At 39.0% G+C, this 25796-nt stretch carries 21 protein-coding genes and 1 pseudogene; 4 read left to right on the top strand and 18 right to left on the bottom strand.

Annotated elements, in window-relative coordinates; translation table 11 throughout:
• Positions 1-8: 8 nt before the first annotated feature.
• From ESP02_RS03990 to rpsB, 13 genes are all read right to left on the bottom strand, one after another.
• Positions 9-320, bottom strand: coding sequence for a YlxQ-related RNA-binding protein (locus tag ESP02_RS03990; protein ID WP_002314812.1), 312 nt, complete (start codon positions 318-320; stop codon positions 9-11).
• Positions 317-610, bottom strand: coding sequence for an RNase P modulator RnpM (gene rnpM, locus ESP02_RS03985; RefSeq protein WP_002288501.1), 294 nt, complete (start codon positions 608-610; stop codon positions 317-319). The genes ESP02_RS03990 and rnpM overlap by 4 nt, the downstream gene beginning before the upstream one ends.
• A 21-nt stretch (positions 611-631) precedes the next feature.
• Entirely contained in the window at positions 632-1807 is a 1176-nt protein-coding gene (gene nusA / locus ESP02_RS03980) for a transcription termination factor NusA (RefSeq protein WP_002308903.1), read from the bottom strand.
• A 22-nt stretch (positions 1808-1829) separates the two neighbouring features.
• Positions 1830-2303 (bottom strand): ribosome maturation factor RimP, encoded by a 474-nt coding sequence (gene rimP, locus ESP02_RS03975; RefSeq protein ID WP_002288499.1) that lies wholly within the window; start codon positions 2301-2303, stop codon positions 1830-1832.
• A 143-nt stretch (positions 2304-2446) separates the two neighbouring features.
• Positions 2447-6799, bottom strand: coding sequence for a PolC-type DNA polymerase III (locus ESP02_RS03970; protein WP_038398735.1), 4353 nt, complete (start codon positions 6797-6799; stop codon positions 2447-2449).
• Positions 6800-7010: 211 nt separating this feature from the next.
• Positions 7011-8720, bottom strand: coding sequence for a proline--tRNA ligase (locus ESP02_RS03965; RefSeq protein WP_002314809.1), 1710 nt, complete (start codon positions 8718-8720; stop codon positions 7011-7013).
• 67 nt (positions 8721-8787) lie between these two features.
• A complete protein-coding gene (gene rseP, locus ESP02_RS03960) occupies positions 8788-10056 on the bottom strand; it encodes an RIP metalloprotease RseP (protein WP_002338823.1) in 1269 nt (422 codons plus the stop codon).
• Positions 10057-10216: 160 nt separating this feature from the next.
• Positions 10217-11017: a phosphatidate cytidylyltransferase gene (locus ESP02_RS03955; protein ID WP_002400343.1), complete on the bottom strand. Its 801-nt coding sequence runs from the start codon at positions 11015-11017 to the stop codon at positions 10217-10219.
• Positions 11014-11826, bottom strand: coding sequence for an isoprenyl transferase (locus ESP02_RS03950; protein WP_002400345.1), 813 nt, complete (start codon positions 11824-11826; stop codon positions 11014-11016). The genes ESP02_RS03955 and ESP02_RS03950 overlap by 4 nt, the downstream gene beginning before the upstream one ends.
• A 194-nt stretch (positions 11827-12020) precedes the next feature.
• A complete protein-coding gene (gene frr, locus ESP02_RS03945; RefSeq protein WP_002293875.1) occupies positions 12021-12578 on the bottom strand; it encodes a ribosome recycling factor in 558 nt (185 codons plus the stop codon).
• Positions 12579-12580: 2 nt separating this feature from the next.
• A complete protein-coding gene (gene pyrH / locus ESP02_RS03940) occupies positions 12581-13303 on the bottom strand; it encodes a UMP kinase (RefSeq protein ID WP_002293877.1) in 723 nt (240 codons plus the stop codon).
• Between the two features lie 136 nt (positions 13304-13439).
• Positions 13440-14321 carry a translation elongation factor Ts gene (gene tsf / locus ESP02_RS03935; RefSeq protein WP_002293878.1) on the bottom strand — a complete coding sequence of 294 codons (882 nt, stop codon included), beginning with the start codon at positions 14319-14321 and terminating at the stop codon, positions 13440-13442.
• A gap of 95 nt (positions 14322-14416) precedes the next feature.
• Positions 14417-15199 (bottom strand): 30S ribosomal protein S2, encoded by a 783-nt coding sequence (rpsB, locus tag ESP02_RS03930; protein ID WP_002293880.1) that lies wholly within the window; start codon positions 15197-15199, stop codon positions 14417-14419.
• Between the two features lie 358 nt (positions 15200-15557).
• Here rpsB and ESP02_RS03925 point away from each other — a divergent pair, with 358 nt between their 5' ends.
• The 3 genes and pseudogenes from ESP02_RS03925 (at position 15558) to phnX (ending at position 18126) form a co-directional block, all read left to right on the top strand.
• Positions 15558-16037 carry an arginine repressor gene (locus ESP02_RS03925; protein WP_002400349.1) on the top strand — a complete coding sequence of 160 codons (480 nt, stop codon included), beginning with the start codon at positions 15558-15560 and terminating at the stop codon, positions 16035-16037.
• Between the two features lie 219 nt (positions 16038-16256).
• Positions 16257-17348, top strand: a pseudogene (gene phnW, locus ESP02_RS03920) (2-aminoethylphosphonate--pyruvate transaminase).
• Complete coding sequence (phnX, locus tag ESP02_RS03915; RefSeq protein WP_002400352.1) at positions 17341-18126, top strand: phosphonoacetaldehyde hydrolase; 786 nt, start codon at positions 17341-17343, stop codon at positions 18124-18126. The pseudogene phnW and the gene phnX overlap by 8 nt, the downstream one beginning before the upstream one ends.
• A 180-nt stretch (positions 18127-18306) precedes the next feature.
• Here phnX and argS read toward each other — a convergent pair whose 3' ends face one another.
• From argS to arcA, 4 genes are all read right to left on the bottom strand, one after another.
• Positions 18307-19998 (bottom strand): arginine--tRNA ligase, encoded by a 1692-nt coding sequence (gene argS / locus ESP02_RS03905; RefSeq protein WP_146925990.1) that lies wholly within the window; start codon positions 19996-19998, stop codon positions 18307-18309.
• A 421-nt stretch (positions 19999-20419) separates the two neighbouring features.
• Entirely contained in the window at positions 20420-21367 is a 948-nt protein-coding gene (gene arcC / locus ESP02_RS03900) for a carbamate kinase (protein WP_002313642.1), read from the bottom strand.
• Positions 21368-21481: 114 nt separating this feature from the next.
• Positions 21482-22501, bottom strand: a complete 1020-nt coding sequence (gene argF, locus ESP02_RS03895; RefSeq protein ID WP_002288437.1) for an ornithine carbamoyltransferase — start codon at positions 22499-22501, stop codon at positions 21482-21484.
• 90 nt (positions 22502-22591) lie between these two features.
• A complete protein-coding gene (arcA, locus tag ESP02_RS03890) occupies positions 22592-23821 on the bottom strand; it encodes an arginine deiminase (protein WP_002400354.1) in 1230 nt (409 codons plus the stop codon).
• 460 nt (positions 23822-24281) lie between these two features.
• Here arcA and ESP02_RS03885 point away from each other — a divergent pair, with 460 nt between their 5' ends.
• Positions 24282-24983, top strand: a complete 702-nt coding sequence (locus tag ESP02_RS03885; RefSeq protein ID WP_002400355.1) for a Crp/Fnr family transcriptional regulator — start codon at positions 24282-24284, stop codon at positions 24981-24983.
• A gap of 61 nt (positions 24984-25044) precedes the next feature.
• Here the strand turns inward: ESP02_RS03885 and ESP02_RS03880 are convergent, their stop codons facing one another.
• Positions 25045-25734, bottom strand: a complete 690-nt coding sequence (locus ESP02_RS03880) for a CpsD/CapB family tyrosine-protein kinase (RefSeq protein WP_025478335.1) — start codon at positions 25732-25734, stop codon at positions 25045-25047.
• Between the last annotated feature and the right edge of the window lie 62 nt (positions 25735-25796).

Raw genomic sequence — 25796 nt, 5'->3', positions numbered from 1 at the left:
TCACCTTCCTAACCTTCAATTAGCTCCTTGGTCTTCTTCGCGAATCCGGCATCCATTATTCCGAATACCTTGCGAGGTTTTCCGATCATCTGCGTGATTTCTGCTTCAGAAAATAGCTCAAAGCAAGGAACTTCATAGTATGAACTCTTATCTTTTATCTTTTTTCTTGTATTCTCACTTGCATCTGTTGCCACAAACACCAATTTTGCTTTTTGTTTGCGGATTTCAGCTATGGTCAGTTCTTCGCCCGTAATCAGTTTTCCCGCGCGCATCGCCAGACCCATGAGATTCATGGCTTTTTGCCGATTGACTGTGTTCATTTTCCAAATAACTCTTTACGTGCTTTTTGGTGAGTGACATAGTCAAGAAGTTCTTGATAAAACTCATCTGTTAAAGTTGTTTCGAGTACTCGATCGAGAATTTTTTTATCCCAAGCTTGTTGTACTTCTTCCGGCTCAAGTGAGACATACGCTCCTCGTCCAGGCATCTTTCCAGTTGGATCGATCGATACTTCCCCTTCTTTTGAACGGGTGATTCGGACCATCTCTTTTTTAGGTTTCATTTCACCTGAAACCACGGATTTGCGTAAAGGAATTTTCCTTTGTTTCATCTCTTTGCCTCCTTACTAAAGTTAAGCTTCTGGTTTTTCTTCGACCGTTTCATTATTGAACGCAATTGCTTCATACTCATCGTCTGTCAAATCTGACTGAACGATTGCTTCGTCATGCAATTCTTCTGTTTCGTTTTGTTGTTCTTGTTTTTCATAAAATTCCGCCATATCAGATTCTGATTTGATATCGATTTTATGGTTAGTCAATTTAGCAGCTAAACGTGCGTTTTGTCCACGTTTACCGATTGCTAACGATAATTGATAGTCTGGAACGACAACTGTGCAAGCTTTAGGATTTGTTTCATCAAAAATCACATCCATGACTTGTGCAGGATTCAATGCATTTGCAATGAATACAGCTGGGTCTTCATTCCATTCAACGATATCCATGTTTTCGCCTTTTAATTCATTGACGATTGCTTGGACACGTTGTCCTTTTGGTCCAACACATGTACCGACTGCGTCGATGTTCTGATCGTTTGAACGGACAGCTACTTTTGATCGATCGCCGGCTTCACGGGCAATGCTGACGATTTCAACGATTCCATCATAAACTTCTGGGACTTCTTGCTCAAATAAGCGACGCAATAGATCCGGATGGCTGCGGCTAACAAATACTTGCGGACCTTTAGACGTATTTTCTACTCGAGAAACATAGACTTTGATACGATCGTGAGGTTGGTAAAATTCGTTTGGCATTTGATCTTGTTTAGAAAGAACTGCCTCTATTTTGCCAAGGTTGACATAAATATAACGTTTATCCTGACGTTCGACGATTCCTTGCATGATGTCTTTTTCATAAGCACTGAATTCGTTATAAATGATCGTTCTTTCTGCTTCACGTACACGCTGCAAAATAACTTGTTTAGCTGTTTGCGCAGCAATCCGCCCAAAATCTTTTGGTGTGACTTCAAAACGGATCGTATCACCGATCTCATATGCTGGATTAATCAAAAGTGCATCTTTCAATGAGACTTCCAACTGTGAATCCATCACTTCTTCCGTTACTTCTTTTACTGCATAGACATGGATCTTTCCTTTTTTCTGATCAAATTCCACTTCGACATTTTGTGCTTGGCCATAGTGGCGTTTGTATGCAGAAACCAATGCTGCTTCTAAAGCATCGATCACGATTTCTTTTGAGATCCCTTTTTCAGCTTCTAAAGCGTCTAACGCATTTAACATTTCTTTACTCATTTTTTCTGATTCCTCTCCGTGATTAAAATTGGATAGCTAAGCGAGCTTTTGCAATATTTTTTCGGTCAAAAGTCAATTCTTTTTCTCGTGTTTTTATGCGTATTTTCAATGTAAGCTGTTCAGCATCAAATGATTGAAGAAATCCTTCGTATTGTTTTTCGCCATCTACTGGTTGGTATAAGGAGACATGGACATAATCGCCAAGTGCCTTTTCATAGTCGCTTTCTTTTTTCAATGGCCGCTCTGCTCCAGGGGAGGATACCTCCAGGAAATAAGCTTGAGGAATCGGATCTGGATCTGCTGCATCAAGTTTTTCGCTCAGTTTCTCACTGACAAAGGCACATTCTTCGATATCGATTCCGCCTTCTTTGTCAATAAATACTCGTAAGAACCAGCTTTTTCCTTCTTTTACAAATTCGACTTCGACAAGTTCAAAATTTTGTTCATCTAAAATCGGTGTCACCATTTCCGTGACTGTTTCAACGACGCTACTCAAAAGTTTCGCCTCCTTAAAAATTAAGTACGTAATTCCATTAAAAAGAGTGAGCGAAAAATCCGCTCACTCACAGTTAGTATCATTACCTATAAAAACTATACCATACTCTGCTTAAAATTACAAGCAGACAAGATAACAGATGCTTATAACATATCGAATAACGATAATTGGTTTTCGTCTGGTAAATCTTTCAATACACCATTATCGTTCATATATTCGATCAATGTTTTTGAAACTTTCCCGCGAGTAGCAAGATCTTCTTTAGATAAAAATGGACCATCTTTTCTTGCCTCAACGATTTGTTTTGCTACATTGGTTCCCAAACTAGGGACAGCTCTAAATGGCGCAATCAACGTATCTCCTTCGATAACAAAATTAACAGCATCCGATTTGTACAGATCGATCATCCCAAATTTGAATCCTCGTTCTAACATTTCATTGGCTAATTCTAGCACGGTCAGCTGATTTTTTTCTTTTACGGAAGCATCTAGCCCTTTGTCCGTGATTTCTTTCATTGCTTGTTTCACAGCATCTTTTCCTTTGCACATGGAAACTAGATCAAAATCATCCGCACGTACAGAAAAGTATGCACAGTAATACAAAATAGGGAAATAAACTTTAAAATAAGCAACACGAAGAGCCATCAATACATAAGCTGCAGCATGGGCTTTCGGAAACATATACTTGATCTTTGAACAAGAATCGATATACCAATCAGGCACATTATTTTCTTTCATCGCGGATAGATAGGTTTCTCTCAATTCATCAGGAATCTTGTTCCATTGCCCTTTACGAACAGTTTCCATGATCTTAAATGCCATCCCGCTGTCTAATCCAGCATGAATCAAATAAACCATGATATCATCACGACAGCCGATTACTTCCGCCAATGTCGCATCCCCACGTCGAATCAATTCTTCGGCATTTCCTAACCATACATCTGTACCATGAGATAGTCCGGATATTTGAAGTAGTTCTGCAAAAGTTGTAGGATGTGTTTCTTCTAGCATTCCTCGAACAAAACGAGTGCCGAATTCTGGAATACCTAATGTTCCTGTTTTAGAATAAATCTGTTCCTGGGTTACCCCTAGTACTTCAGGACCAGCAAATATCCGCATCACTTCCGGGTCATCTGTAGGAATCGTTTGTGGATCAATCCCTGATAAATCTTGAAGCATCCGTATAACAGTTGGGTCATCGTGTCCTAGAATATCCAATTTCAATACATTATCGTGAATTGAGTGGAAATCAAAGTGGGTCGTTTTCCATTCCGAATTTTGATCGTCTGCTGGATATTGGATCGGCGTAAAGTCGTAAACATCCATATAATCTGGAATAACGATGATCCCCCCAGGATGCTGACCAGTTGTCCGTTTGACTCCTGTTGCACCCTTTGCCAATCTGTCGACTTCTGCACTTCGAAACTGCAGATTATTGTCCCTTTCATAACCTTTTACATAGCCATATGCTGTTTTGTCGGCGACTGTACCAATCGTTCCGGCACGGTAAACATAGTCTTCACCAAACAATACTTTCGTATAGTTATGTGCTTCTGCTTGATAATCACCTGAGAAGTTCAAATCAATATCGGGCACTTTGTCTCCATGGAAACCTAAAAATGTCTCAAATGGGATATCATGACCATCTTTATTTAAGCGTGCACCACATTTTGGACATTGTTTTTCTGGCATATCAAATCCAGAACCGTACGTGCCATCTTCAAAGAACTCGGAATATTGGCACTCTGGACAGTAATAATGGGGAGCTAAAGGATTCACTTCAGTGATCCCAGTCATCGTTGCAACAAAGCTAGAGCCAACAGAGCCACGTGAACCTACTAGATAGCCATCTTCATTACTTTTATGCACAAGCTTTTGGGCGATCAGATAAATAACCGAGAAACCATTACCATTAATAGAATTCAACTCTTTTTCTAATCGTTTTTGGATAATTTCAGGTAACGGATCTCCGTACATTTGTTTTGCTTTTGTGTAACTCAATTCTGATATCTCATCTTCTGAACCTGGAATCTTCGGTGTATAAAGTTCATCTTTGACTGGAATCACTTCTTCGCAGATATCTGCGATTTTATTCGTATTATCCACTACGATCTCTTTTGCTGTTTCTTCCCCTAAAAAGTGAAAAGCGGTGAGCATCTCATCGGTTGTTCGGAAATGGACATCTGGCAAACTATGACGATTCAACGGATTCGCTCCGCCCATAGAATTGATCAAAATTTTTCGGTAAATGGCATCTTCTTCGTTGAGATAATGAACGTTGCCTGTTGCAACAACGATTTTATCCAAACTTTTTCCGATTTCTACTAAGTTTTGGATAATTTCTTCCAAATCATGTTCATTTTTTACCAATTCTTGCTCGATCAAAGGTGCATAGACCGCTTTTGGCATAACTTCAATATAATCGTAGAATTTTGCTCGGTTTCTTGCCTCTTCTACCCCTTTTTGCATCATGGCTTCGAAGATTTCTCCCTTATCACAAGCTGAGCCGATCAATAGATTTTCACGCATCTTTTTCAATTGGGAGCGTGGTATTCGCGGGACACGTTCGAAGTATTCGACATTCGACATTGAAATCAGTTTGAACAGATCTTTCAGTCCTGCCTGATTCTTTGCTAAAATCGTTACATGGAAAGGTCGGGCTCGTTTGTAAGAATCTCCTTCTCCGATATGCTCATTTAGCTGATCATGATAAAGCATGTGATGATTGTCCATTGCTTCTTTGACAAAAATCCAAGCTAAGTGACCTGTTGCTTCAGCATCATAGATTGCTCGGTGATGCTGTTCCAAGCTGACACCAAATTTTTTGGATAACACACCTAATCCGAAACGTTTGAATTGCGGATACAGATATCTGGCTAATTCTAAGGTATCAATAACTGGATTAGTTGCTTCAGGAATGCCATATCTTGCGTAGCTAGTATTCAAGAACCCCATATCAAAAGCCGCGTTGTGGGCTACCAGAATTGTATCTTTTGAAAATTCAAGAAACATCCGCAGGACTTCTTCTTCTGACTTCGATCCTCGAACCATTTCATCCGTAATACCAGTCAGATCCACCGTTGTTCGTGATAAAGGGTGTCCTGGATCGATAAATTCATCAAAGCTTTCGATCACATTTCCTTTGTACATTTTGACTGCAGCGAGCTCGATAATGGTATCGTATACCGCAGACAATCCTGTCGTTTCCACGTCAAATACGACATATGTGGCTTCGTTCAGTGCTTCATGTGCATCATTATAAGCAATAGGTACACCGTCATCTACGACATTTGCTTCCACACCGTATAAGATTTTCACGCCTGCTTTTTTTCCGGCACTATGAGCTTCTGGAAAGGCTTGTGCGCCACCATGGTCTGTAATGGCGATGGCACGGTGTCCCCATTTTCCTGCTTGTGCCACAAGATCAGAAATGCTATTCGTTGCATCCATCGTACTCATATTGCTGTGAACATGAAGTTCTACCCGTTTTTCCCCTTCAGGAGCATAATCTTTACGAGGGGTATGTTTGACTTCAACGATATCTTGGGCATTCATGACCAAATCACGGACAAACGTATCTTCCTGAATACTTCCACGTACCTTTAACCAGCTGCCGACACTGATCGCATCAAATATCTGTTCATCTTTTTCGCCATTTGAGAATTTTTTGACAATAAATGATGAAGTATAATCTGTGATTTTCAAAGTCAAGATCTTGCGTTTTGAGCGTAGTTCTCTGACTTCTTTATCGAACACATACCCTTCAAGAGTGACTCGCCGTTCTTCTTCGACGATATTGATCATTGGTGTTGTGGGCTCATCTGCTGGAATATTTCGTCCTAGTTGGATGGGTCCTTCAAGAGATGGCGACTGTTCTTTTCTTTCTTTTTTCTTTTGTTCATGAACAACTAGACTTTCAGCTGCTTGCTTCATAAAGGCTTCTGCCTGTTCTTGTTTACGTTCTTCAAAAAGTTTCAATACACGTTTCGCTTGCTGCTCATCCACTTCTGGTTCGATACGAAATTTTGGGAATCCGTAACTGACGAACAACTCTTCTACTAATGGTAAGTATTGCTGTTTCAAATATGAAATAGCCCCTGTACTGTCGATTGGCAAGATAACTTTACGATCTTTTATCACAGGTACTTGCGTTTTTAATACTTGCTGTGCTAGTGGTGTATCGCATTGCTGATTTTCCAAAGCTTGGGCCCAGTAATCTTGCAAGAGCTGTTCATCGAATGTCTGGTCATCTGCTAAGATGTTCAATTTGACTTGTGCAATCTCTTTAAAAGCGACAGTCAGATGCTGAGCCAATGACCGATACAGCATAATAGGCAAAATTTTAGAAAAATGCAGCGTAAATTCCCATAAACGCGATTTACGATGGACCACTACACTATCCATTTCACCAGCAGTAAGCAGTGGATGATTTTTTTCTGCTTCCTCTAGTTGGATTTGTTCCAACAGTTTTTCAAATAAATCTCGTTTTTCTGACAAAAATATACGCCCTTTCTGATGAGAAACTATGCAATTGATTACATCGTATCCTCTTCTTTTTCAGTACCTTTTAGTATACTCGTTTTTTCTGAGTTTTACATTAAAAAATTGGAACTGTGATTCACATCACAGTTCCAATTTTAAAAGCGAAACATCAGGTTGTCAAAAACAGCTGATTCAGCTGTTTTACTTTTCTGTGTTTTAACGCTTATTATTCGCCTTGGTTCAAGAGGATTGGTAAAGTATTCGCCAATTCTTCTTTACGTACTTCAACCATTTCGCCAGTTTTCTTGATTTTCACTTCTACGATTCCATCCACTGCTTTTTTACCGACAGTAATTCTGATTGGACAGCCAATCAAATCAGAATCTGCGAATTTCACTCCTGCGCGTTCATTTCTGTCATCAACCAGTACTTCATAACCAGCTTTTGTCATCGCTTCTTCTAGTTCATTCGTCAAGTTTGTTTGGTATTCGTCTTTTAGATTCATTTGGACGATATGCAGATCAAATGGCGCAATTCCTTTTGGCCAATTGATTCCTTGTTCATCTGAATGTTGTTCTACGATTGCTGATAATAACCGGCTCACACCGATACCATAACAGCCCATAATCACAAATTTTTCCCGTCCGTTTTCGTCTAGAACGGTTGCTCCCATAGATTCACTGTAACGAGTGCCAATTTTGAAGATATGTCCGATTTCGATTCCTCGAGTAAAGGCAAGAACACCGTTGTTGTCTGGTGAAGGATCTCCTTCTTGTACAAAACGAAGATCTTCATAAGAAAGCACAGTGAAATCGCGTTCTGGATTCACATTTTTATAGTGGAATCCTGTTTCGTTCGCTCCAGTAATGGCATTCGCTAAATCTTGGACATAACGGTCTGCATATACTTTTACGTCATCTGAAACACCGATTGGTCCGACAGAACCAAACTCAGCACCTAGATATTTTTGTGCTTCTTCTTCCGTCGCTTCTTCTAAAAAGTCAGCAGATAGATAGTTTTTCAGTTTTACGTCATTGACTTCATGGTCTCCGCGTACCAAAACAAGGACAGGTTGTTCATCCGCAATGAACAATACAGACTTGATGATTTTTTGAGGTTCAACAGAAAAGAAATCTGCTACTTCATCAATTGATTTTACGTTAGGTGTAGCTACTTTCTCTAATTCAAGCTGTGTTTCATGTGATTTTTTTGATACATAGTAGCTTGTAGCCATCTCCAAGTTTGCAGCATAGTCACTTTCAGTCGAATAACAGATCGTATCCTCCCCGATCTCTGAGATTGCCATGAATTCCTTTGAGTCTTTCCCACCCATTGCGCCACCGTCTCCGATGATTGAACGAAATTCCAAACCGCAACGCTTGAAAACTTCGGTATAGGCTTTTTCATAATCTTTATATGTTTCGTCTAAACTTTCTTCCGTTGCATGGAAAGAATACGCATCTTTCATGATAAACTCACGTCCGCGAAGCAAACCAAAGCGAGGACGTTTTTCGTCACGATACTTAGGTTGGATTTGATAAAGATTCAAAGGTAATTTCTTATACGAATTGATTTCATTACGCATCAAATCAGTGAAAGTTTCTTCGTGAGTTGGTCCAAGAATCATTTTTCGATCATTACGGTCCTTGAAACGATACAAGTTTGGGCCATATGTTTCATAACGTCCTGACTCTTCCCAAAGCTCTGCTGGCAAGATAGCAGGCATCAGCATCTCTACCGCACCGATTTTTTCAAATTCTTCCCGCATGATACGTTTCAGCTTTTCTAATACACGATTTGCTAATGGCAGATAAGAATAGATACCCGCTGATACTTGGCGGATATATCCAGCTCTTAGCAAGATTTGATGACTTAATACTTCTGCATCATTTGGAACTTCACGTAATGTTGGAATCAACATTTTTGATTGTCTCATTCTATATACTCCTTTATTTCCTCAAAATAGTTATCGTTTGTTATTATACCCTATTTGTCAACTTTTTCTAGAAAAAGAATCGTTGAATATCGTTCCATGTAACTAGCACCATCAACAACATCAAAAATCCAAAGCCAGCTAATGTCAATATTCCTTCTTTTTCTTGACTTAATGGTTTCCCACGAATCCCTTCAAAAATATTCAAGACTAATTTTCCACCATCTAAGGCAGGGATCGGAAGCAAATTGACGATTCCAAGGTTCATTGAAAGAAGCGCCATCAAACCAATAACAGTTGTTACACCTTGGTTTGCTGCTTCTGAAGACAATTGGTACATCATAACAGGTCCGCCTAATTTATCTAAACTAAAACCTGTAAACAGTGATCCTAAGGCTTTGAAAATTTCCAATGAACCGCTAAAAGCTTGACGTGTTCCGCCGATGATCTTATCCATAAAACCTGTATTCATTGGGGCTTGTATGCCAAGTTGGCCAACTTTTTCGCCATTTGACTCTACAGATTTCGGTGTCACGTCGACAGATTGCATCTTACCTTCTCGTTCGATCTCAAAATCTAATGTTTTACCTGGATTTTTCGTGATGACTGTTGTCAAATCGTTCCAAGAGTGGATTTCTTTACCGTCCACACTAACTACCTTATCATTTTCTTTTAAGCCTGCTTCTGCCGCAGCACCATTAGGGATAATCTCTCCTACACGATTAGTATTTGTCACTTGAACACCGCCTTGCATGAATGCAAGAATAATGAATAACACGATTGCCAAGATAAAGTTATTCATCGGACCGGCAAAATTGGTCAGCATACGCTGCCACAGTTTAGCCGATTGGAACTGTACATCTTTTGGTGCAATTCTGATTTCTGTTCCGTCGGTTTCAATAATCGTCGCATCGTGATCAACAGGATAGGTCACTACTTCTGTTTCATCCCCATTCACATAACCAGTGATAGTCAGCTCATCTTCTAAATCATAACGGCTCAATTCCATTGGGATAGCATTTGTCAATTGGATTTTCTTACTTAAATTTATCTTCTCTACGATGCCGTCAGAATTTAGTAAAAGAGAAAGAGGCATACCTGGTGCCATTTCTGTTTCATCATCCCCATTGCCTGCCATTCGAACATAACCGCCAATAGGTAATAGGCGAAGCGTATATGTTGTCCCGTCTTTTGCTTGATGCCCATAAATCTTCGGACCCATACCGATAGCAAATTCGCGAACGAGGATTCCTGATCGTTTCGCAAAGAAGAAATGACCAAACTCATGAACAATCACTAATATACCAAAAACAATGATAAATGTTAGTATCGTTTTCATAGCTTTTTTCTCCTTTACTTGTTTTTTGTGTGTTTTTTTAAACAACGTTAAAACACTATAATTTTACCATAGTATACCTAAGACACCAATAGTATCAATAAAATGAGAAACAAAAACCTGCGTCTTTTATGAAAATCACAAAGAAACGCAGGTATACTTACTAAATAATGCCAAATAAATGCATGATAGGGAATACAAACAGCAAGCTATCGAAACGGTCTAAGATTCCTCCGTGGCCCGGTAAGATTTTTCCTGAGTCTTTCACATCATAATGGCGTTTGATTGCTGATTCGACCAAATCGCCAAATTGTCCGACTGCCGAAAAAATAATCGTCATCAGAAGCATGACAAACATACCATGATTGAATAGTTCTTTTGCTGGATACAACAATAGATAAAGAAATGCGACTACAACAGCACTTCCAATCCCGCCTAGCGCGCCTTCAATCGTTTTGTTCGGTGAAATATCCGGACTTAACTTGTGTTGTCCATAACGACGTCCAACCATATAAGCACCAATATCAGTTGCCCAAACGATAAACAGACCAAAAATCAAAACAGCTAAACTTTCTGTTCGTGCATTGACGAAATTCTGGAAGCCTATTCCTACATACAAACTGACAAGCACTGGGAAACCTGCTTCATCAATCGTATACGTATTTTTAGAAATAACTGACGTCCCCAACAGGATCATAACGATAAGATAAAATAGCATAAATGTACTGACGTTCTCTGGGAGAAAGAAGAACCATCTTTCTTTTGGCAAGACAAGGAGCACTGCACCAATAGCGGATAAAACTCCTTCAAAACTTAGGAGAGTCAATCCTTTCATTCGGAAAAGCTCATAAACTCCTACCACAGCTAAGACTGCTGCGGTAAGCTCAACCGCTATTCCCCCAATCCATATAATCGGAATAAACAAGACAAGCGCCACGGCTGCTGTGATTACACGTTGTTTCATGACTGATCCCCTTTCTCATTTTCTGTTTTTTTTACACCGCCGAATCGACGATCTCGATTTTGATAAGAGGCAATTGCTTCTTCAAGATGTGCACCGTCAAAATCAGGCCAAAGTGCTTTTGTAAAATACAATTCACTATATGCAATCTGCCATAACAGAAAATTACTGATCCGCTCTTCTCCGCTTGTACGGATCATCAACTCAGGATCTTGTAATTCTTTGGGCAAGAAACCTGTCATTAGATGGTTGGCAATCAATTCATCATCGATTTCTTCTGCCTGTATTTCTCCCTTTGCTGCTTCTTCAGCAATGTTTTGGACTGCAGTGACGATTTCTGCTCTGCTTCCGTAATTCAAAGCAAAGTTTAACACCATTCCGGTATTGTCTTTTGTTTGCTCAATTGCACGTTTTACAGCGTCTTGCGTATGTTCTGGTAACACGTTCTCATACCCCATGACATGGACTTTGACGTTTTCTTTGATCAATTCTGGTACGAACGTATCAAAAAAGTCGACAGGTAGTTGCATGAGAAAACTTACTTCATCTTTTGGACGCTTCCAGTTTTCAGTCGAAAAAGCATAAAGCGTCAATACTTTCACTCCAAGCCTTGATGCTTTCTTTGTGACTTTCTTTACTGTTTCCATACCTTCTTTATGGCCAGCGACTCTCGGCAAACGCCGGTTTTGCGCCCAACGACCATTGCCGTCCATGATGATGGCAACGTGTTGAGGAATTGGTCCATCGGCATTAAATTGAAATTCGCTTTTTTCTTGAATATATTTGTTTTTTTGCGGAAAAAAACGTAACATTCTTTTTCCTCCTATACTTAAAAGATTCCCACTATCTTAAGTATTATAGCAATATCTAAACGTTTTTCCTATGAAATCATTGTTTTTTTATTTAAAAACTGAATAATTTTTTCTTTTTTTAATCTTTAAATAAAAGAAACATAAATAAAAACAGAGGAAGCGGAATGATCCGCCCCTCTGTTTTTATGGTTTTATTAAACTTCCAATAATTCTTTTTCTTTATCAGCAGCGATCTTATCTACTTCTTTAATGCTGTTATCTGTCAATGTTTGTACGTCTTTTTCTAGTCCGCGCAAATCATCTTCGGTAATGTCACCATTTTTTTGTTGTTTCTTATATTCATCGATCGCATCACGACGGATGTTACGAATCGCGATTTTTGCATTTTCTGCTTCTTTTTTCACATCTTTAGCTAATTCTTTTCTGCGTTCTTCTGTCAGTTGCGGGATAACCAAACGAATAACATTTCCATCATTGGTAGGACTGATTCCGATATCACTTGCCATAATAGCTTTTTCAACATCTTGAAGAATGCTCTTATCAAAAGGCGTGATCATTAAAACACGTGCTTCTGGGATTTGGATTGACGCCATTTGGTTCAATGGAGTTGGTGCACCGTAGTAATTCACAGTGATTCGATCCAAAAGGCTAGCATTCGCGCGGCCTGCGCGGATTTGCCCAAGTTCACGTTGAAGATTTTGTGCTGCTTTTTTCATTTTTTCTTTTGCTTCTGTCATAATTGCATCTGCCATTTTTATTTCCCCCTTACAGTCGTTCCGATATTTTCGCCTAAGATTGCCCGGCGAATATTTCCGTGTTCATTTAAATTGAAGACAAGCAATGGAATGTCATTATCCATGCTTAGTGAACTTGCAGTTGAATCCATGACTTGTAGTCCTTTAGCAATAACTTCCAGATGAGTCAGTTCTTCAAATTTTACTGCATTTGCATCTACTTTCGGATCAGCAGAATAAACACCGTCTACATTGTTTTTAGCCATCAGGATAACATCTGCGCCGATTTCTGCTGCGCGTAATGCTGCTGTTGTATCTGTCGAGAAGTACGGGTTGCCGGTACCGCCCGCAAAAATAACAATCCGTCCTTTTTCTAAATGACGTTCTGCTTTACGGCGAATGTATGGCTCTGCGATTTGACGCATTTCAATCGAAGTTTGCACGCGTGTCGGTACACCCACGTTTTCCAACGTATCCTGTAAAGCTAAGGCATTCATAACTGTAGCTAACATACCCATGTAATCAGCTTGAGCGCGTTCCATGCCCATTTGTGCTCCGATTTGTCCGCGCCAGATATTTCCGCCGCCCACAACGATTGCCATTTCAACGCCCAGTTCATGAACTTCTTTGATTTCTTGGATGATTTCTTTGATTACTGGTGGTTTGATTCCAAATCCTGCATCCCCAGCTAAAGCTTCTCCACTCAATTTTAAGACTACACGCTGATATTTCGGTGTGACCATGTTCATTCCTCCAATATTTTCTATTGCCATTTTACCATACTTAGATGATTTCGACACGCTAAGCCTGGTTTTTTCTTGTTTTGCTTAAAAAAAGGGAGCGCACAAAGCGTGCGTTCCCGTCTGTCATTCAACAGAATTATTTTTTCACTTGGCTCATAACTTCTTCTACAAAGTTATCTTCGCGTTTTTCGATACCTTCGCCAACTTCGAAACGTACGAATGTTTTAACAGTTGCGCCTTTTGAAGCAACGTATTTTTCAACAGTCATATCAGGATCTTTAACGAATGGTTGGTCAACCAAAGCGATTTCTGCTTTGAATTTCTTCAAGCGTCCTTCTACCATTTTTTCAACGATATTCGCTGGTTTGCCTTCGTTCAATGCTTGTTCTGTAAGAACAGTTTTTTCATGTTCTAATTCAGCTTCTGGAATTTGTGATTCGTTTACATAGCGAGGATTGATAGCTGCTACGTGCATAGCTACGTCTCTTGCAACTGTTTCATCTGTTGTTCCGTCTAGAACAGTCAATACAGCAATACGTCCGCCCATATGCAAGTATCCGCCAAATGCAGCATTGTCGTCTTTTTCTACAACTTCAAAGCGACGGAAGCTGATTTTTTCTCCGATAACTTGAGTTGCTTCGATCAAGTCAGATTCAATCGTTCCTTTATCTGTTTTGATTTTCATTGCAGCTTCCATGTCTGCTGGTTTGTTTTCAGCAACAAGTTCTGCGATTTCTTTTACTAAGTCTTGGAACATTTCATTTTTAGATACAAAGTCTGTTTCTGAGTTTACTTCAACGATTGCTGCAGTGTTACCTTTCACAGCAACTGAAGCTAATCCTTCAGCGGCAATGCGGTCATTTTTCTTTGCAGCCTTTGCCATTCCTTTTTCACGTAAAAGATCAACTGCTTTTTCCATATCGCCTTCTACTTCAACTAATGCTTTTTTCGCATCCATCATTCCTACGCCAGTCATTTCGCGTAGTTCTTTTACCATTTTAGCTGTAACGTCTGCCATGTTTAACTCCTCCTGTGTGTTCTTTTTAAAAAAAGCTGCTTCAAAGGAGAGTGAGGCTTGTCGCCCAGCCTTTGAAACAGCTCCATCATTCAAAATTATTCTGCTGAAGAATTGTCGCCTTCAACAACATCTACGATTTCTTCGATTGATGTTGCTGTGTTTTCTTCTGTGAAATCTTCTTCAACTACTTGATCTTCACCTTGGTTTCCTTCGATGAAAGCATCAGCCATTTTTGAAGTAATCAATTTAACGGCACGAATTGCGTCGTCGTTTGAAGGGATTACTACGTCGATTTCATCTGGATCGCAGTTTGTATCAACCATAGCTACGATTGGGATATTTAATTTGTGTGCTTCTTGAACAGCAATACGTTCTTTACGTGGGTCAACGATGTACATTACATCTGGGATTCTTGGCATATCAGCGATACCGCCTAAGAATTTTTCAAGACGTTCGCGTTCTTTGTTCAAACCAGCAACTTCTTTTTTAGGTAGAACTTCAAAAGTTCCATCTTCTTCCATTGCATTGATTTGTTTCAAACGGCTGATACGTTTTTGGATAGTATCCCAGTTTGTCAATGTTCCGCCTAACCAACGATGGTTAACGAAGTATTGTCCTGCACGAGTTGCTTCTTCTTTGATTGCTTCTTGTGCTTGTTTTTTTGTACCTACGAATAATGCTACGCCGCCTTCTTCAGCAACGCTCTTCATGTAATCATAAGCTGCATCTACTAATTTAACTGTTTTTTGTAAGTCAATAATGTAGATTCCGTTTCTTTCTGTGAAGATATATTTCTTCATTTTTGGGTTCCAGCGACGAGTTTGGTGACCAAAGTGTACGCCGGCTTCTAGTAATTGTTTCATAGAAATTACTGCCATGTTTGTTTCCTCCGATTTGGTTTTATTTTCCCTCTTCTTATCTTCTACCTTGCCGGCAAACTTTTTCAAGCACCTACCGACAATCCAATAAGAATGTGGATTTGCTGATGCATAAAGCACCCTCAGCTATTATACAGACAAAAGATCCGTATCGCAAGAGCAAATGTACTTTTCTGCTCAACATTCAATAGTTTACCTGAAAGACAAAAAGAATTCAAGAAAAACAGTAGATTTCTCTTTGTTTCTTTATTCTCTTTTTTCCATAAAATAATTTTAGGTGTAAAAGACGAATATTATTGGGCAATCCTTCTTTTTTTTGTTATGATACATGTGAAATCTTTCGTAAAGGAGAAAGAAAATGCGCAAAGCTCAAAGACATTTGCTGATTAAACAAGTCATTGAAGAATTCCCGATCCGTACGCAAGAAGAACTATTAAACAAACTTGGGCATTATGGCGTTACCGCAACGCAAGCAACGATTTCTCGAGATATCCGTGATCTGAAAATCGTGAAGGCGCCTGATGAAAACGGTATTTCCCGTTTTGTGTTGTTTCGCGAAAAAGGTACTCCTGATACTAGGACTGAAGAAGAGGATCGGCTGATTCAAATGATCGAAGACATTGTGTTGAAAGTCGAACGAGTCCACTTTTTGACAATCGTTAATACCTTGCCAGACAATGCTCATTTATTTGCATCTGTTTTAGATGAGATCAAGCCTCCTCCTATCGTCAGTACGATCGCTGGATTTGATACGATTATGATCATCTCAGAAAATGAGGATGATGCAAAACAAGTAGAAGAATTTCTTCACCATCCGACTGAAGTATCACTTTTTTAATCAGAGCACGTATTCCTAATAAGGAATGCGTGTTTTTTTATTTTCAATATTTTCCTTGTTAAATAAACCTTTACACTCTTTACAAAAATACATCAGTTTTTATTTAAACTTTTCATAACTTTGATTAAATCACAATACTCATCATTTATATTGGATGTTAGCAAGAGCAGAGTCTTGCTCTTTGTGTATGTCAATAAAAAAGAAATGAAAGGAAATCGCATGTATAAATTATTAACGCCTGGACCATTAACGACTTCTGAAACAGTGAAAAAATCTATGCTGACCGATCATTGTACCTGGGATCAAGAATACAAAGAGATGACACAATGGATAAGAAAAAAATTGCTGCAACTTGCTCAAGTACCGGAAGAACTATACACAACGGTCTTGATGCAAGGTAGCGGCTCCTTTGGGGTAGAATCTGTTTTAAGTTCTGTGATCAGACCAGAAGATACTTTGCTGATTTGTTCAAATGGCGCATACGGTCAACGAATGATTGCCATGTGCAAATGTCTGCAACTAAACTATGCAGTTTATGAAGTACCTGAACACCAAATCCCCCAAGCACATATGATTACACAGTTGATTGAATAGAATCCGTCTATCTCCGCACTTGCAATGGTCCATAGCGAGACTACTTCCGGTATTTTGAATGATTTGGAAGAAATTGCTGCTGTCACACAGGAAAAAGATCTTTTGTTTATAGTGGATGCGATGTCCAGCTTTGGTGGGATACCGATTCATGTAGCGGAACTAGGGATCGATTTTTTGATTTCCAGCTCAAACAAATGTATTCAAGGTGTTCCGGGTTTTTCTTTTGTATTTGCTAATAAAGCGGAACTAGAAAAGCGAAAAAATATCAGTCGAAGTTTGTCACTTGATCTGTATGACCAGTACCGCGTGATGGAAAACGAGAATGGCAAATGGCGTTTCACTTCCCCTACTCATACGGTTTTGGCTTTTCAACAGGCATTGAAGGAACTAGAGCTAGAAGGAGGGATCGAAACTCGATATTCACGTTATCTCGCCAATAATCATGTGCTACGACAAAAAATAACAGAGATGGGGTTCCAGCCTTTCATCCAAGAGTATCAGGGGCCATTCATTACCTCTTTTCTTTACCCTAAAGACTGGCGATTTGATTTCAATCATTTCTACCAGCATTTAAAACAAAACGGATTTGTGATCTATCCTGGGAAAATCAGCGATCATGATTGTTTTCGTATCGGTAATATTGGCGAGATTTATCCAGAAGACATTTTAGAACTAACAGCAATTATCAAAGACTATAAGGAGAACATTAATGATTAAAACTGTAATTTTTGATTGGGCAGGAACAACTGTGGACTTTGGCTGTATGGCTCCTGTCCATGCTTTTAGAAATGCTTTTCTAGAAAAAGGGATCCAACTGACTGACAAAGAGATCCGCGAACCGATGGGAAAATTAAAATGGGATCATATCCAACAGCTTCTTTCCCTCCCTTCTGTCAAAGAACAATGGATAGCGATTCACGGACAACTACCTCAGGAAAAAGAGGTGGAGGAATTGTATCAGCAATTTGAACATTATCTGTTTAAAGATTTGGCCCAGCATTCTACCTTGAAACCCGACACATTGGAAACGATCGAACGGTTAAGAAGCGCTGGAATCAATATTGGTTCCACGACTGGATTTACTGCTCCTATGATGGCAATCGTAGCAGAAACCGCAAAAAAAGAAGGGTATTCACCAGACTTCATGGCAACTTCTGAAGACGTCGAAGGATATGGACGACCATTTCCTTATATGATTCATAAAAACATACAATATTTCAAAAACAAGTCGGTTGATGAAGTAATCAAAGTCGGAGATACGGTCTCAGATATCCAAGAAGGGAAAAATGCAGGGGTGTTTACAGTAGGTGTGATTGAAGGTAGTTCGCTGATGGGACTTTCTTATGATGCATACCAACAAATAGAGACGGAGGAAAAAGATCGCTTAAAACAGTCTGTTGCACTTAGGTTCCAACAAGCTGGTGCTGATCTTTGCGTAAATAACTTGAAGGAGTTAACAGAGTACATTTTGTACGCTGACAAGAATCCAGAATGACTTTTATACAAAATAAAAGCTGTGACAAAAATATTGTCACAGCCCTTATTTGCGAATAAACGGTGTTCTCCTGCCAACTCCTCGGTCACAAGTCACAATGTCCAACAAACATGAGAAGCTGTTTTTTGAAATTGTTCCTTGTGACTCGGAGCTGAACACTGATTTCACATTCTTTTTTTCTTACATCTTATCTGGTGCATGAAGTCCTAGCAAACGAAGATCTTCTTTCAATAATACAGTCACTGCATACACTAAAGCTAAGCGTGCTTCTTTTTGTTCATCGTCAGCTAAAATCTTCGTATGAGCATAGTATTTGTTGAATGCCTGTGCTAATTTGATTACATGTTTCGCAATCACTGAAGGTTCATATTTTTCCCCAGCGGATAAGACTGTTTCAGGATATTTTTGAACCAATTTGACTACTTCCCAGCTGATATCGTCATTCAACGCATAGTCTGCTGTTTCTGAAGGGACGAATCCTGCTTTTTCCAACAGACTGACTGCACGAGCATGTGTATATTGCACATAAGGTCCAGTTTCTCCTTCAAAACGAACCACTTCTTCCAAGTTGAAGTCAAATGTATTGAGACGATCGTTTTTCAAATCATGGAAGATGACTGCCCCAACCCCTACTTGTTTAGCTACAACATCTTTGTTTTCTAAATCAGGGTTTTTCTCGCTGATCTGTTCTTTAGCAGATTGGATTGCTTCATTCAATACTTCTTCTAGTAAGACGATTTTTCCTTTACGAGTTGATAATTTTTTACCACCTTGTGTGATCAAACCAAATGGGATATGGTGCATATCGTCAGACCAGTCAAAGCCCATTTCCTTCAAGACAGCTTTCAATTGTTTGAAATGATAACTTTGTTCATTCCCTACTACATATAGAGATTGTTTGAAGTCATAGGTACGTTTACGATACAATGCGGCAGCTAAGTCACGTGTGATGTATAGTGTCGCGCCATCTGATTTCTTGATTAATGCTGGATTCAAATCGTAAGCAGAAAGGTCAACGATCTCCGCACCTTTATCTTCGTTCAGCAAATGTTTTTCTTCTAAAAGTTCGACGATTTCATCCATTTTGTCATTATAGAAAGCTTCACCGTTCAATGAATCAAACTGTACTTCCAGTAGATCATAGATTTTGTTGAATTCTTTCATCGATTCATCACGGAACCATTGCCACAATTGGATAGCTTCTTCATCGCCTTCTTCTAGACGTTTGAACCAAGCACGAGCTTCTTCATTTAATTCTGGTTCTGTTTCAGCTACTTCATGGAATTGGACATACAAACGAAGCAGTTCATTGATTGGCTCTGCTTTGACCGCTTCTTCTGAACCCCATTTTTTGTAAGCAACAATCAGTTTTCCGAATTGCGTGCCCCAGTCACCTAAATGATTGATGCGGATTGGCTGGTATCCGATTTTTTCCATAATGAAGCCAATCGAATTACCGATAACTGTCGAACGTAAATGTCCCATTGAGATTGGTTTTGCAATATTTGGAGAAGACATATCGATCGGTACGGTTCCTTGATTCCCGATATTGCTGTCCCCATAATGTTCTTTTTCTTTCACTACTGTTTGCAAAACTTTTTTGCTGATAAGTTCTTTATTCATGAAAAAGTTCAAGTAAGGTCCAACCACTTCGATTTTTTCAAAGTTGGCAGAGTCGATTTTTTCTGCTAAATCTGCAGCGATTTGCTGTGGCGCTTTTCGGTAAACTTTTGCTAATGAAAAGGCTGGAAATGCCACATCCCCGTGTTCGGCTGATTTTGGATTTTCTAGTAATTGTTCGACTTGTTCAAGTGTCAAATCGTCTTTGACAACGTCATAGACGGCTTTTGCGACAAGATCTTTATTATTCATCTTTATTCCTCCTAAAATACTCTCTTATTTGTTCAACAAAAAAAATCTCTAATGACGACATACTTAGTATGCCATCATTAGAGACGAGATTTCCCGCGGTACCACTCCAATTGTCCTAAAAAAGGACCAGCTCCATCTGATATCGGTAGACGACCGTCTGTTTAAAACAGAATTCTCCAAGTGCGCTTCGTTGTATCTCCTTCATTCGGCTTCCACCACTTCCGAATTCGCTAGCCAAGAATGATACAAGTACTCTCTTGTTCAACAAATCTTAATCTTATTAAACTTTCTTGAATTATATCAGAAAAAAAAACGAAAGGCTAGTCGTTTCTAATAAAAAAACAATCCAGATGGCCTAAAGGAGAAGAAATACCACCTGGATAGTTATAAATCATTTCGTAAATACGAAAGACTTAACAAATTAATCAGCTACGATAATCGTTCCTTCTTCAGAAGCTAAAAGATTTTCAATGTTTTCTAAAGAAGTGATGATTGCCTTAGCGTTCGGTTTTGCTTCAACAAATGCAATAGCTGCTTCTACTTTCGGAAGCATGCTTCCTGGAGCGAACTGTTTTTCATCAATGTATTGTTTCATTTCTGAAACAGTAACAGTTTCTAGTTTCTTTTGATCCGGTTTTTGGTAATTGACATACACATTGTCTACACCTGTCAATACGATCAGCAAATCCGCATCGATGATTTCGGCTAATTTTTCTGAAGCAAAATCTTTATCGATCACGGCTTCTCGCCCTTCTAATCCGGTCGCTGTTTCTACAACAGGAATCCCGCCACCGCCGACAGACACCGTGATAACTCCTTGTTCGACTAGCGTTTCGATGACACGTGCTTCTTTAATCGAGATTGGTTTAGGGGAAGCGACTACTTTTCTCCATCCACGTCCAGCGTCTTCTTTGAATGTCACAGTAGAATCAGCATTCATTTGTTCTTTCGCTTCTTCTTCCGTGTAGAATGGGCCGACTGGTTTACTTGGATTTTTGAAGGAAGGATCATTTTCATCCACAATGACTTGAGTGACTAAAGAAACTACATCTTTATCGATTCCTTTTTCCTTCAGTACTTCACCCATCGCGTTTTGGAGCCAGTAGCCGATTGACCCTTCCGTCATTGCGACACATGTATCTAAAGGCATTGCTGGTGTTTTCTCAGAATCAGCAGCTTGCTGCTGAATCAATAGGTTGCCGACTTGCGGACCATTTCCGTGAGAGATGATTAATTCATCTCCTTGTTCGATAAATTTCACTAAATACTTTGCTGTTTCCATTAACGCTTCTTGTTGGGCTTTTGCACTTGCATCCGTAGACAAGATGGCATTGCCTCCTAAAGCGACAACTACTTTTCGTTTGGCCATTTCATTCGTCCTTTCTTCAGTTCTCCTGAATTTTCTAGATAACAAAACGAGCCAGCGTTTTGTGATTTTCCCTCAATGCTGACTCGTTTTTTCGTGAGATGAATGTGGTTATGCTTAAACGCGAGGGATAAACAAGTTACCTAATGTTGCTGCCATGATCGCTTTGATTGAATGCATACGATTTTCTGCTTGGTCAAATTGACGAGCATATTTGCTACGGAAGACTTCATCTGTTACTTCCATTTCAGTGATGCCAAAGCGTTCTTTCATTTGTTCACCGTAAACAGTGTTTGTATCATGGAAAGCTGGTAAGCAGTGCAAGAAGATCAAACGATCTGTATTGTGTGTTTTTTCTACCATTTCCATATTGATTTGGTAAGGTTTCAACAATTTGATCCGTTCTTCAAATTTATCTTCTTCACCCATTGATACCCATACATCAGAATAAAGCACGTCTGCTCCGTCTACACCTTTATCAACATCGTCGGTAATCATCAATTGTGCCCCTGATTTTTCAGCAAAACCTTCTGCCATTTTGACGATTTCTTCTTCAGGTTGTAATTCTTTTGGTGCAACGATACGCATGTTTGCTCCCAAAATTGCACCTGTTACTAATAAAGAGTTAGCCATATTGTTTCGACCATCTCCACAGTATGCAACAGTGATACCTTCTACAGTTCCAAAGTTTTCCTGGATAGTTAAAAAGTCAGCGATCATTTGTGTTGGATGCCATTCGTCAGTCAAGCCATTCCAAACTGGAACGCCAGAGAATTCTGCTAGTTCCTCTACCATTTTTTGACTGAATCCACGGAATTCGATTCCGTCAAACATACGACCTAACACTTTAGCTGTATCTTCTGTTGATTCTTTTTTACCTAATTGGATGTCATTCGCACCTAGGTATTCAGGATGTGCGCCTAGATCGATTGCTGCAGTGGTAAATGCAGAACGAGTACGTGTAGATGTTTTTTCAAATAAAAGTGCGATATTTTTTCCTTCTAGATAGTGATGTGGGATCCCACGTTTTTTCAAGTCTTTCAAGTGTTCTGAAAAATCGATCAAATATTGTAACTCTTCTTTTGTAAAATCTTTTTCTGCTAATAAACTTCTTCCTTGAAATACTGATTCTTTCATATTAAACATTCTCCTTTAGATTGTTTTTATTTAAGATTAAAGAGGAAATCCTGACGTCAGCTGACAGTAAGACTGCCGTCAGGTTATAAACTACTTCAAGTCTTCACGGACAAGTGGTTGACTCATGCAACGTGGACCGCCACGACCTCGTGACAATTCACTTGAATTGATTTCCAACACTTTGATACCATAGCTACGAAGCAATTCGTTCGATACGTAATTCCGATTGTAAGTGACTACGACACCTGGAGCGATTGCCAATGTATTGGATCCGTCATTCCATTGTTCTCTAGGGGCAACGATCTCATCCCCATTACCAGTTGGAATCAATACAAGATCATCTAATCCAAGAGCAGCTTTCATCGTTTCGTGTAAGTTATCTGAATGAGTGATCTTGATATCCTCACCATCTGGTTCGATCGTAAAGACATCCATCTTACCGTCTTTACTTTGGATTGCTGGATGGATAGTGAATTTGTCATGGTCTACCATTGTGAATACGGTGTCTAAATGCATCATTGCACGGTTGTTCGGGATTTTGATTGCTAATACTTTTTCAAATCCTGAATTTTTTGCGAATAGATGGCGTGCTAATTTTTCTAAAGCTTTTGCATTTGTTCGTTGAGAAATCCCAACTGCTACTACTTTATCGCTTAAGATTAATTCGTCTCCACCTTCGATATGATCTGGATTTTCACGATCCAACCATACTTCGATCCCTTTATTGGCAAATCTTGGATGATGTTTCAAAATATATTCTGTAAACATCGATTCACGACGACGTGCTTCAAAAGTCATCTTATTGACGGTCATCCCATTTCCCATTGATGCGGAAGGATCGCGTGTAAAGTACAAGTTTGGCATTGGGTCCATGTAAAATGGATAGTCGTCGTCTGCTGAAAGATCATACAAGCTGCTAGAACGTACCTCGATATCTTTTGTACGTACCCCAGCCATGATTTTATCTACCATTTCTTGTGTTTCCATTGATAGAAGGAACTCATGAAGACCATCTCTTACTGCATTCGATACGATATGAGATTCATCCAACATTTTATTCAAGAATTGTTCTTTGACGTTGCCTGCGTCAATCGCTTCTGCTGCTAATTTTTCCAAGTAAAGAGTTTCGACGCCTTCGTTTTGCAAGGTCTTTGCAAAGTTGTCATGTTCTTCTTGAGCAATCGGAAGATATGGAATATCATCAAACAACAGACGATCCATGATATCTGGTGTCAAATTTTCCACTTCTTGTCCAGGCCGTTTCAGTAAAACTGTCTTTAATTTCCCTATTTCAGAGAAAACGTGAATAGGTTTATCCATGTTGTGTTGCCTCCTTCTTTTTGATTACATGTATAGGATAGCCTCCTTTTGTAATCACTTTCATAATTTTGTCTCATTCAAAATGAGACATCCCTCACATTAATATTCGATAATTAAATAATTAAACGTTTTTCTAATTTTAAGCGTAATTTATTCATTTTTTATTCTGTATACACTTCCAAAAAAATATTTATTCATCTAAAAAATTTTTTTGAATAAATTGAAAAAATAAACTATACTAACATTGTTAGCGTTTGCTATATGTATTATTATTGTTTTTTATACACAAATACTTATCTTCAAAATAAATTATTCAATGTGAATGTATATTTTTTACATAATAACAAATTAAATTTGTAAAGTATTAAAACTTATGTTTAATCCAGATATGTTAAAACTTTACAAATTCTTTAAAAAAAGTAACAATAAATATAGTGAACAATAAGGAGAGGACTTTTTAATGCGTGTTAATAAAATCGATTTTCACTTTTCAAAACTCAGATATCAACCTGATTTTGAACATTTCTCGGATGAAGAGTTCCAACAGATCAAGGAACATACTGTTCTTCGTTCCTATAAGAAAGGACAAATCCTTTTTGATGATGGAGACCCTAGACAACGGTTATATATCTTGACCAAAGGACTTGTTCGTTTAGAACGTTACGATGAAAGTGCCACCTATTATTATTATGATTACGTGACTACCAATAACCTTTTTCCTATGTCAGGAATGTTTGGAGAAGAAACCTACACTTATACAGCTCAAGCGATGACTGATATCGAAACTTTCTATCTTCCTGTTTCCTACTATGAAAAATTAGCACGAAAAAATCCTGAACAACTGATCTATATGATCCAAAAAATTTCTAAAGTAGTCGAAATACATGAGTTACGTATCCAAATTGGATTAACCTCCAGTGCTTTTGACCGAGTGAAACAAAATCTATTCATTTTGAAAGAAGAACTTGGCGTACCAACAGAAGACGGCCATATCACCATTCCTTATCCAATTACCTTAAAAGAATTAGCAGTGAATAGCGGCACGACACGTGAAACTGCTGGACAAGTAATCAAACAACTACGTGATTCAGGATTGTTAGATTATCACAAAAAGCATTTTACTTTCTGTAAGACCGCTACTACTCCAGCTATGAGAGAATAACGCGACAAAAATAAACAGCGATCCTGATATTTATCGGAGTCGCTGTTTATTTTTGTTTCGTCTATTCAAGTGATTGGTAATAATAAGTGAGATCACTCTCTTTTTTTGTTCCATTGTAAACTACACCTAATATATTTGCTTTTGCAATCTGCAACAGTTCTTTCGCTTTTAACAACTCTTGTTTCTTTGTCTTTCTTTCTCTGACAACAAGTAGCGTTCCATCCGTTTTTGCTGCAAGGATTTGAGCATCCGTTACAGTTGCTACCGGAGGCATATCAAAGATGACCAGATCAAAGTCAAGTATCAGTTCCTCTATTATCTCTTCCATTCTTTTCGTCCCTAAAACTTCCGAAGGATTCGGCGGCTTTGGACCACTGGGCAAGACCCAAAGATTTTCTATATGTGTTTCAGTTATGTAATCGTCCGCTATCCGTTCACGCTCACTAAGTAAATTACTCAATCCTTCATTATGTGGCAATTGAAAAGACAATGCTACAGTTGGTTTCCTCAAATCCGCATCTACAAGTAAGACCTGTTTTCCACTATTTGCAAAAGCTACTGCTAGATTAGCGGCAGTAATAGATTTCCCTTCATCTGGGCCGGAAGAAGTGATGACCAATGTATTCAATTCCCGATCAATCGCTGCAAACTGGATGTTGGACCGGATCGTTCGATATTTCTCGGCAGTAATCGATTGATCAGCTAGTGCAACTAAAGGAACCGGAGAGGCAGCTATTTTCTTTTTTTTCATATTCTCTCTACTTTCTTTTTTCATTTTGTATTCAGACTTTCTATGTACACGAATAAATCCTA

The organism is Enterococcus sp. NBRC 3427, from assembly GCF_007996925.1.
GTDB lineage: Bacteria > Bacillota > Bacilli > Lactobacillales > Enterococcaceae > Enterococcus_B > Enterococcus_B lactis.
This window is presented reverse-complemented; position numbering and strand designations above follow the sequence as displayed.

Bases quoted from the DNA above. Each gene is read 5' to 3' on its own strand.
- arcA (WP_002400354.1), bottom strand. From the start codon at position 23,821: ATGGATAAACCTATTCACGTTTTCTCTGAAATAGGGAAATTAAAGACA.
- rnpM (WP_002288501.1), bottom strand. From the start codon at position 610: ATGAAACAAAGGAAAATTCCTTTACGCAAATCCGTGGTTTCAGGTGAA.
- argS (WP_146925990.1), bottom strand. From the start codon at position 19,998: ATGAATAATAAAGATCTTGTCGCAAAAGCCGTCTATGACGTTGTCAAA.
- ESP02_RS03950 (WP_002400345.1), bottom strand. From the start codon at position 11,826: ATGTTACGTTTTTTTCCGCAAAAAAACAAATATATTCAAGAAAAAAGC.
- ESP02_RS03965 (WP_002314809.1), bottom strand. From the start codon at position 8,720: ATGAGACAATCAAAAATGTTGATTCCAACATTACGTGAAGTTCCAAAT.
- phnX (WP_002400352.1), top strand. From the start codon at position 17,341: ATGATTAAAACTGTAATTTTTGATTGGGCAGGAACAACTGTGGACTTT.
- ESP02_RS03955 (WP_002400343.1), bottom strand. From the start codon at position 11,017: ATGAAACAACGTGTAATCACAGCAGCCGTGGCGCTTGTCTTGTTTATT.
- ESP02_RS03990 (WP_002314812.1), bottom strand. From the start codon at position 320: ATGAACACAGTCAATCGGCAAAAAGCCATGAATCTCATGGGTCTGGCG.
- frr (WP_002293875.1), bottom strand. From the start codon at position 12,578: ATGGCAGATGCAATTATGACAGAAGCAAAAGAAAAAATGAAAAAAGCA.
- arcC (WP_002313642.1), bottom strand. From the start codon at position 21,367: ATGGCCAAACGAAAAGTAGTTGTCGCTTTAGGAGGCAATGCCATCTTG.
- pyrH (WP_002293877.1), bottom strand. From the start codon at position 13,303: ATGGTCACACCGAAATATCAGCGTGTAGTCTTAAAATTGAGTGGAGAA.
- nusA (WP_002308903.1), bottom strand. From the start codon at position 1,807: ATGAGTAAAGAAATGTTAAATGCGTTAGACGCTTTAGAAGCTGAAAAA.
- ESP02_RS03925 (WP_002400349.1), top strand. From the start codon at position 15,558: ATGCGCAAAGCTCAAAGACATTTGCTGATTAAACAAGTCATTGAAGAA.
- rpsB (WP_002293880.1), bottom strand. From the start codon at position 15,199: ATGGCAGTAATTTCTATGAAACAATTACTAGAAGCCGGCGTACACTTT.
- tsf (WP_002293878.1), bottom strand. From the start codon at position 14,321: ATGGCAGACGTTACAGCTAAAATGGTAAAAGAACTACGCGAAATGACT.
- ESP02_RS03880 (WP_025478335.1), bottom strand. From the start codon at position 25,734: ATGAAAAAAAAGAAAATAGCTGCCTCTCCGGTTCCTTTAGTTGCACTA.
- argF (WP_002288437.1), bottom strand. From the start codon at position 22,501: ATGAAAGAATCAGTATTTCAAGGAAGAAGTTTATTAGCAGAAAAAGAT.
- ESP02_RS03885 (WP_002400355.1), top strand. From the start codon at position 24,282: ATGCGTGTTAATAAAATCGATTTTCACTTTTCAAAACTCAGATATCAA.
- rseP (WP_002338823.1), bottom strand. From the start codon at position 10,056: ATGAAAACGATACTAACATTTATCATTGTTTTTGGTATATTAGTGATT.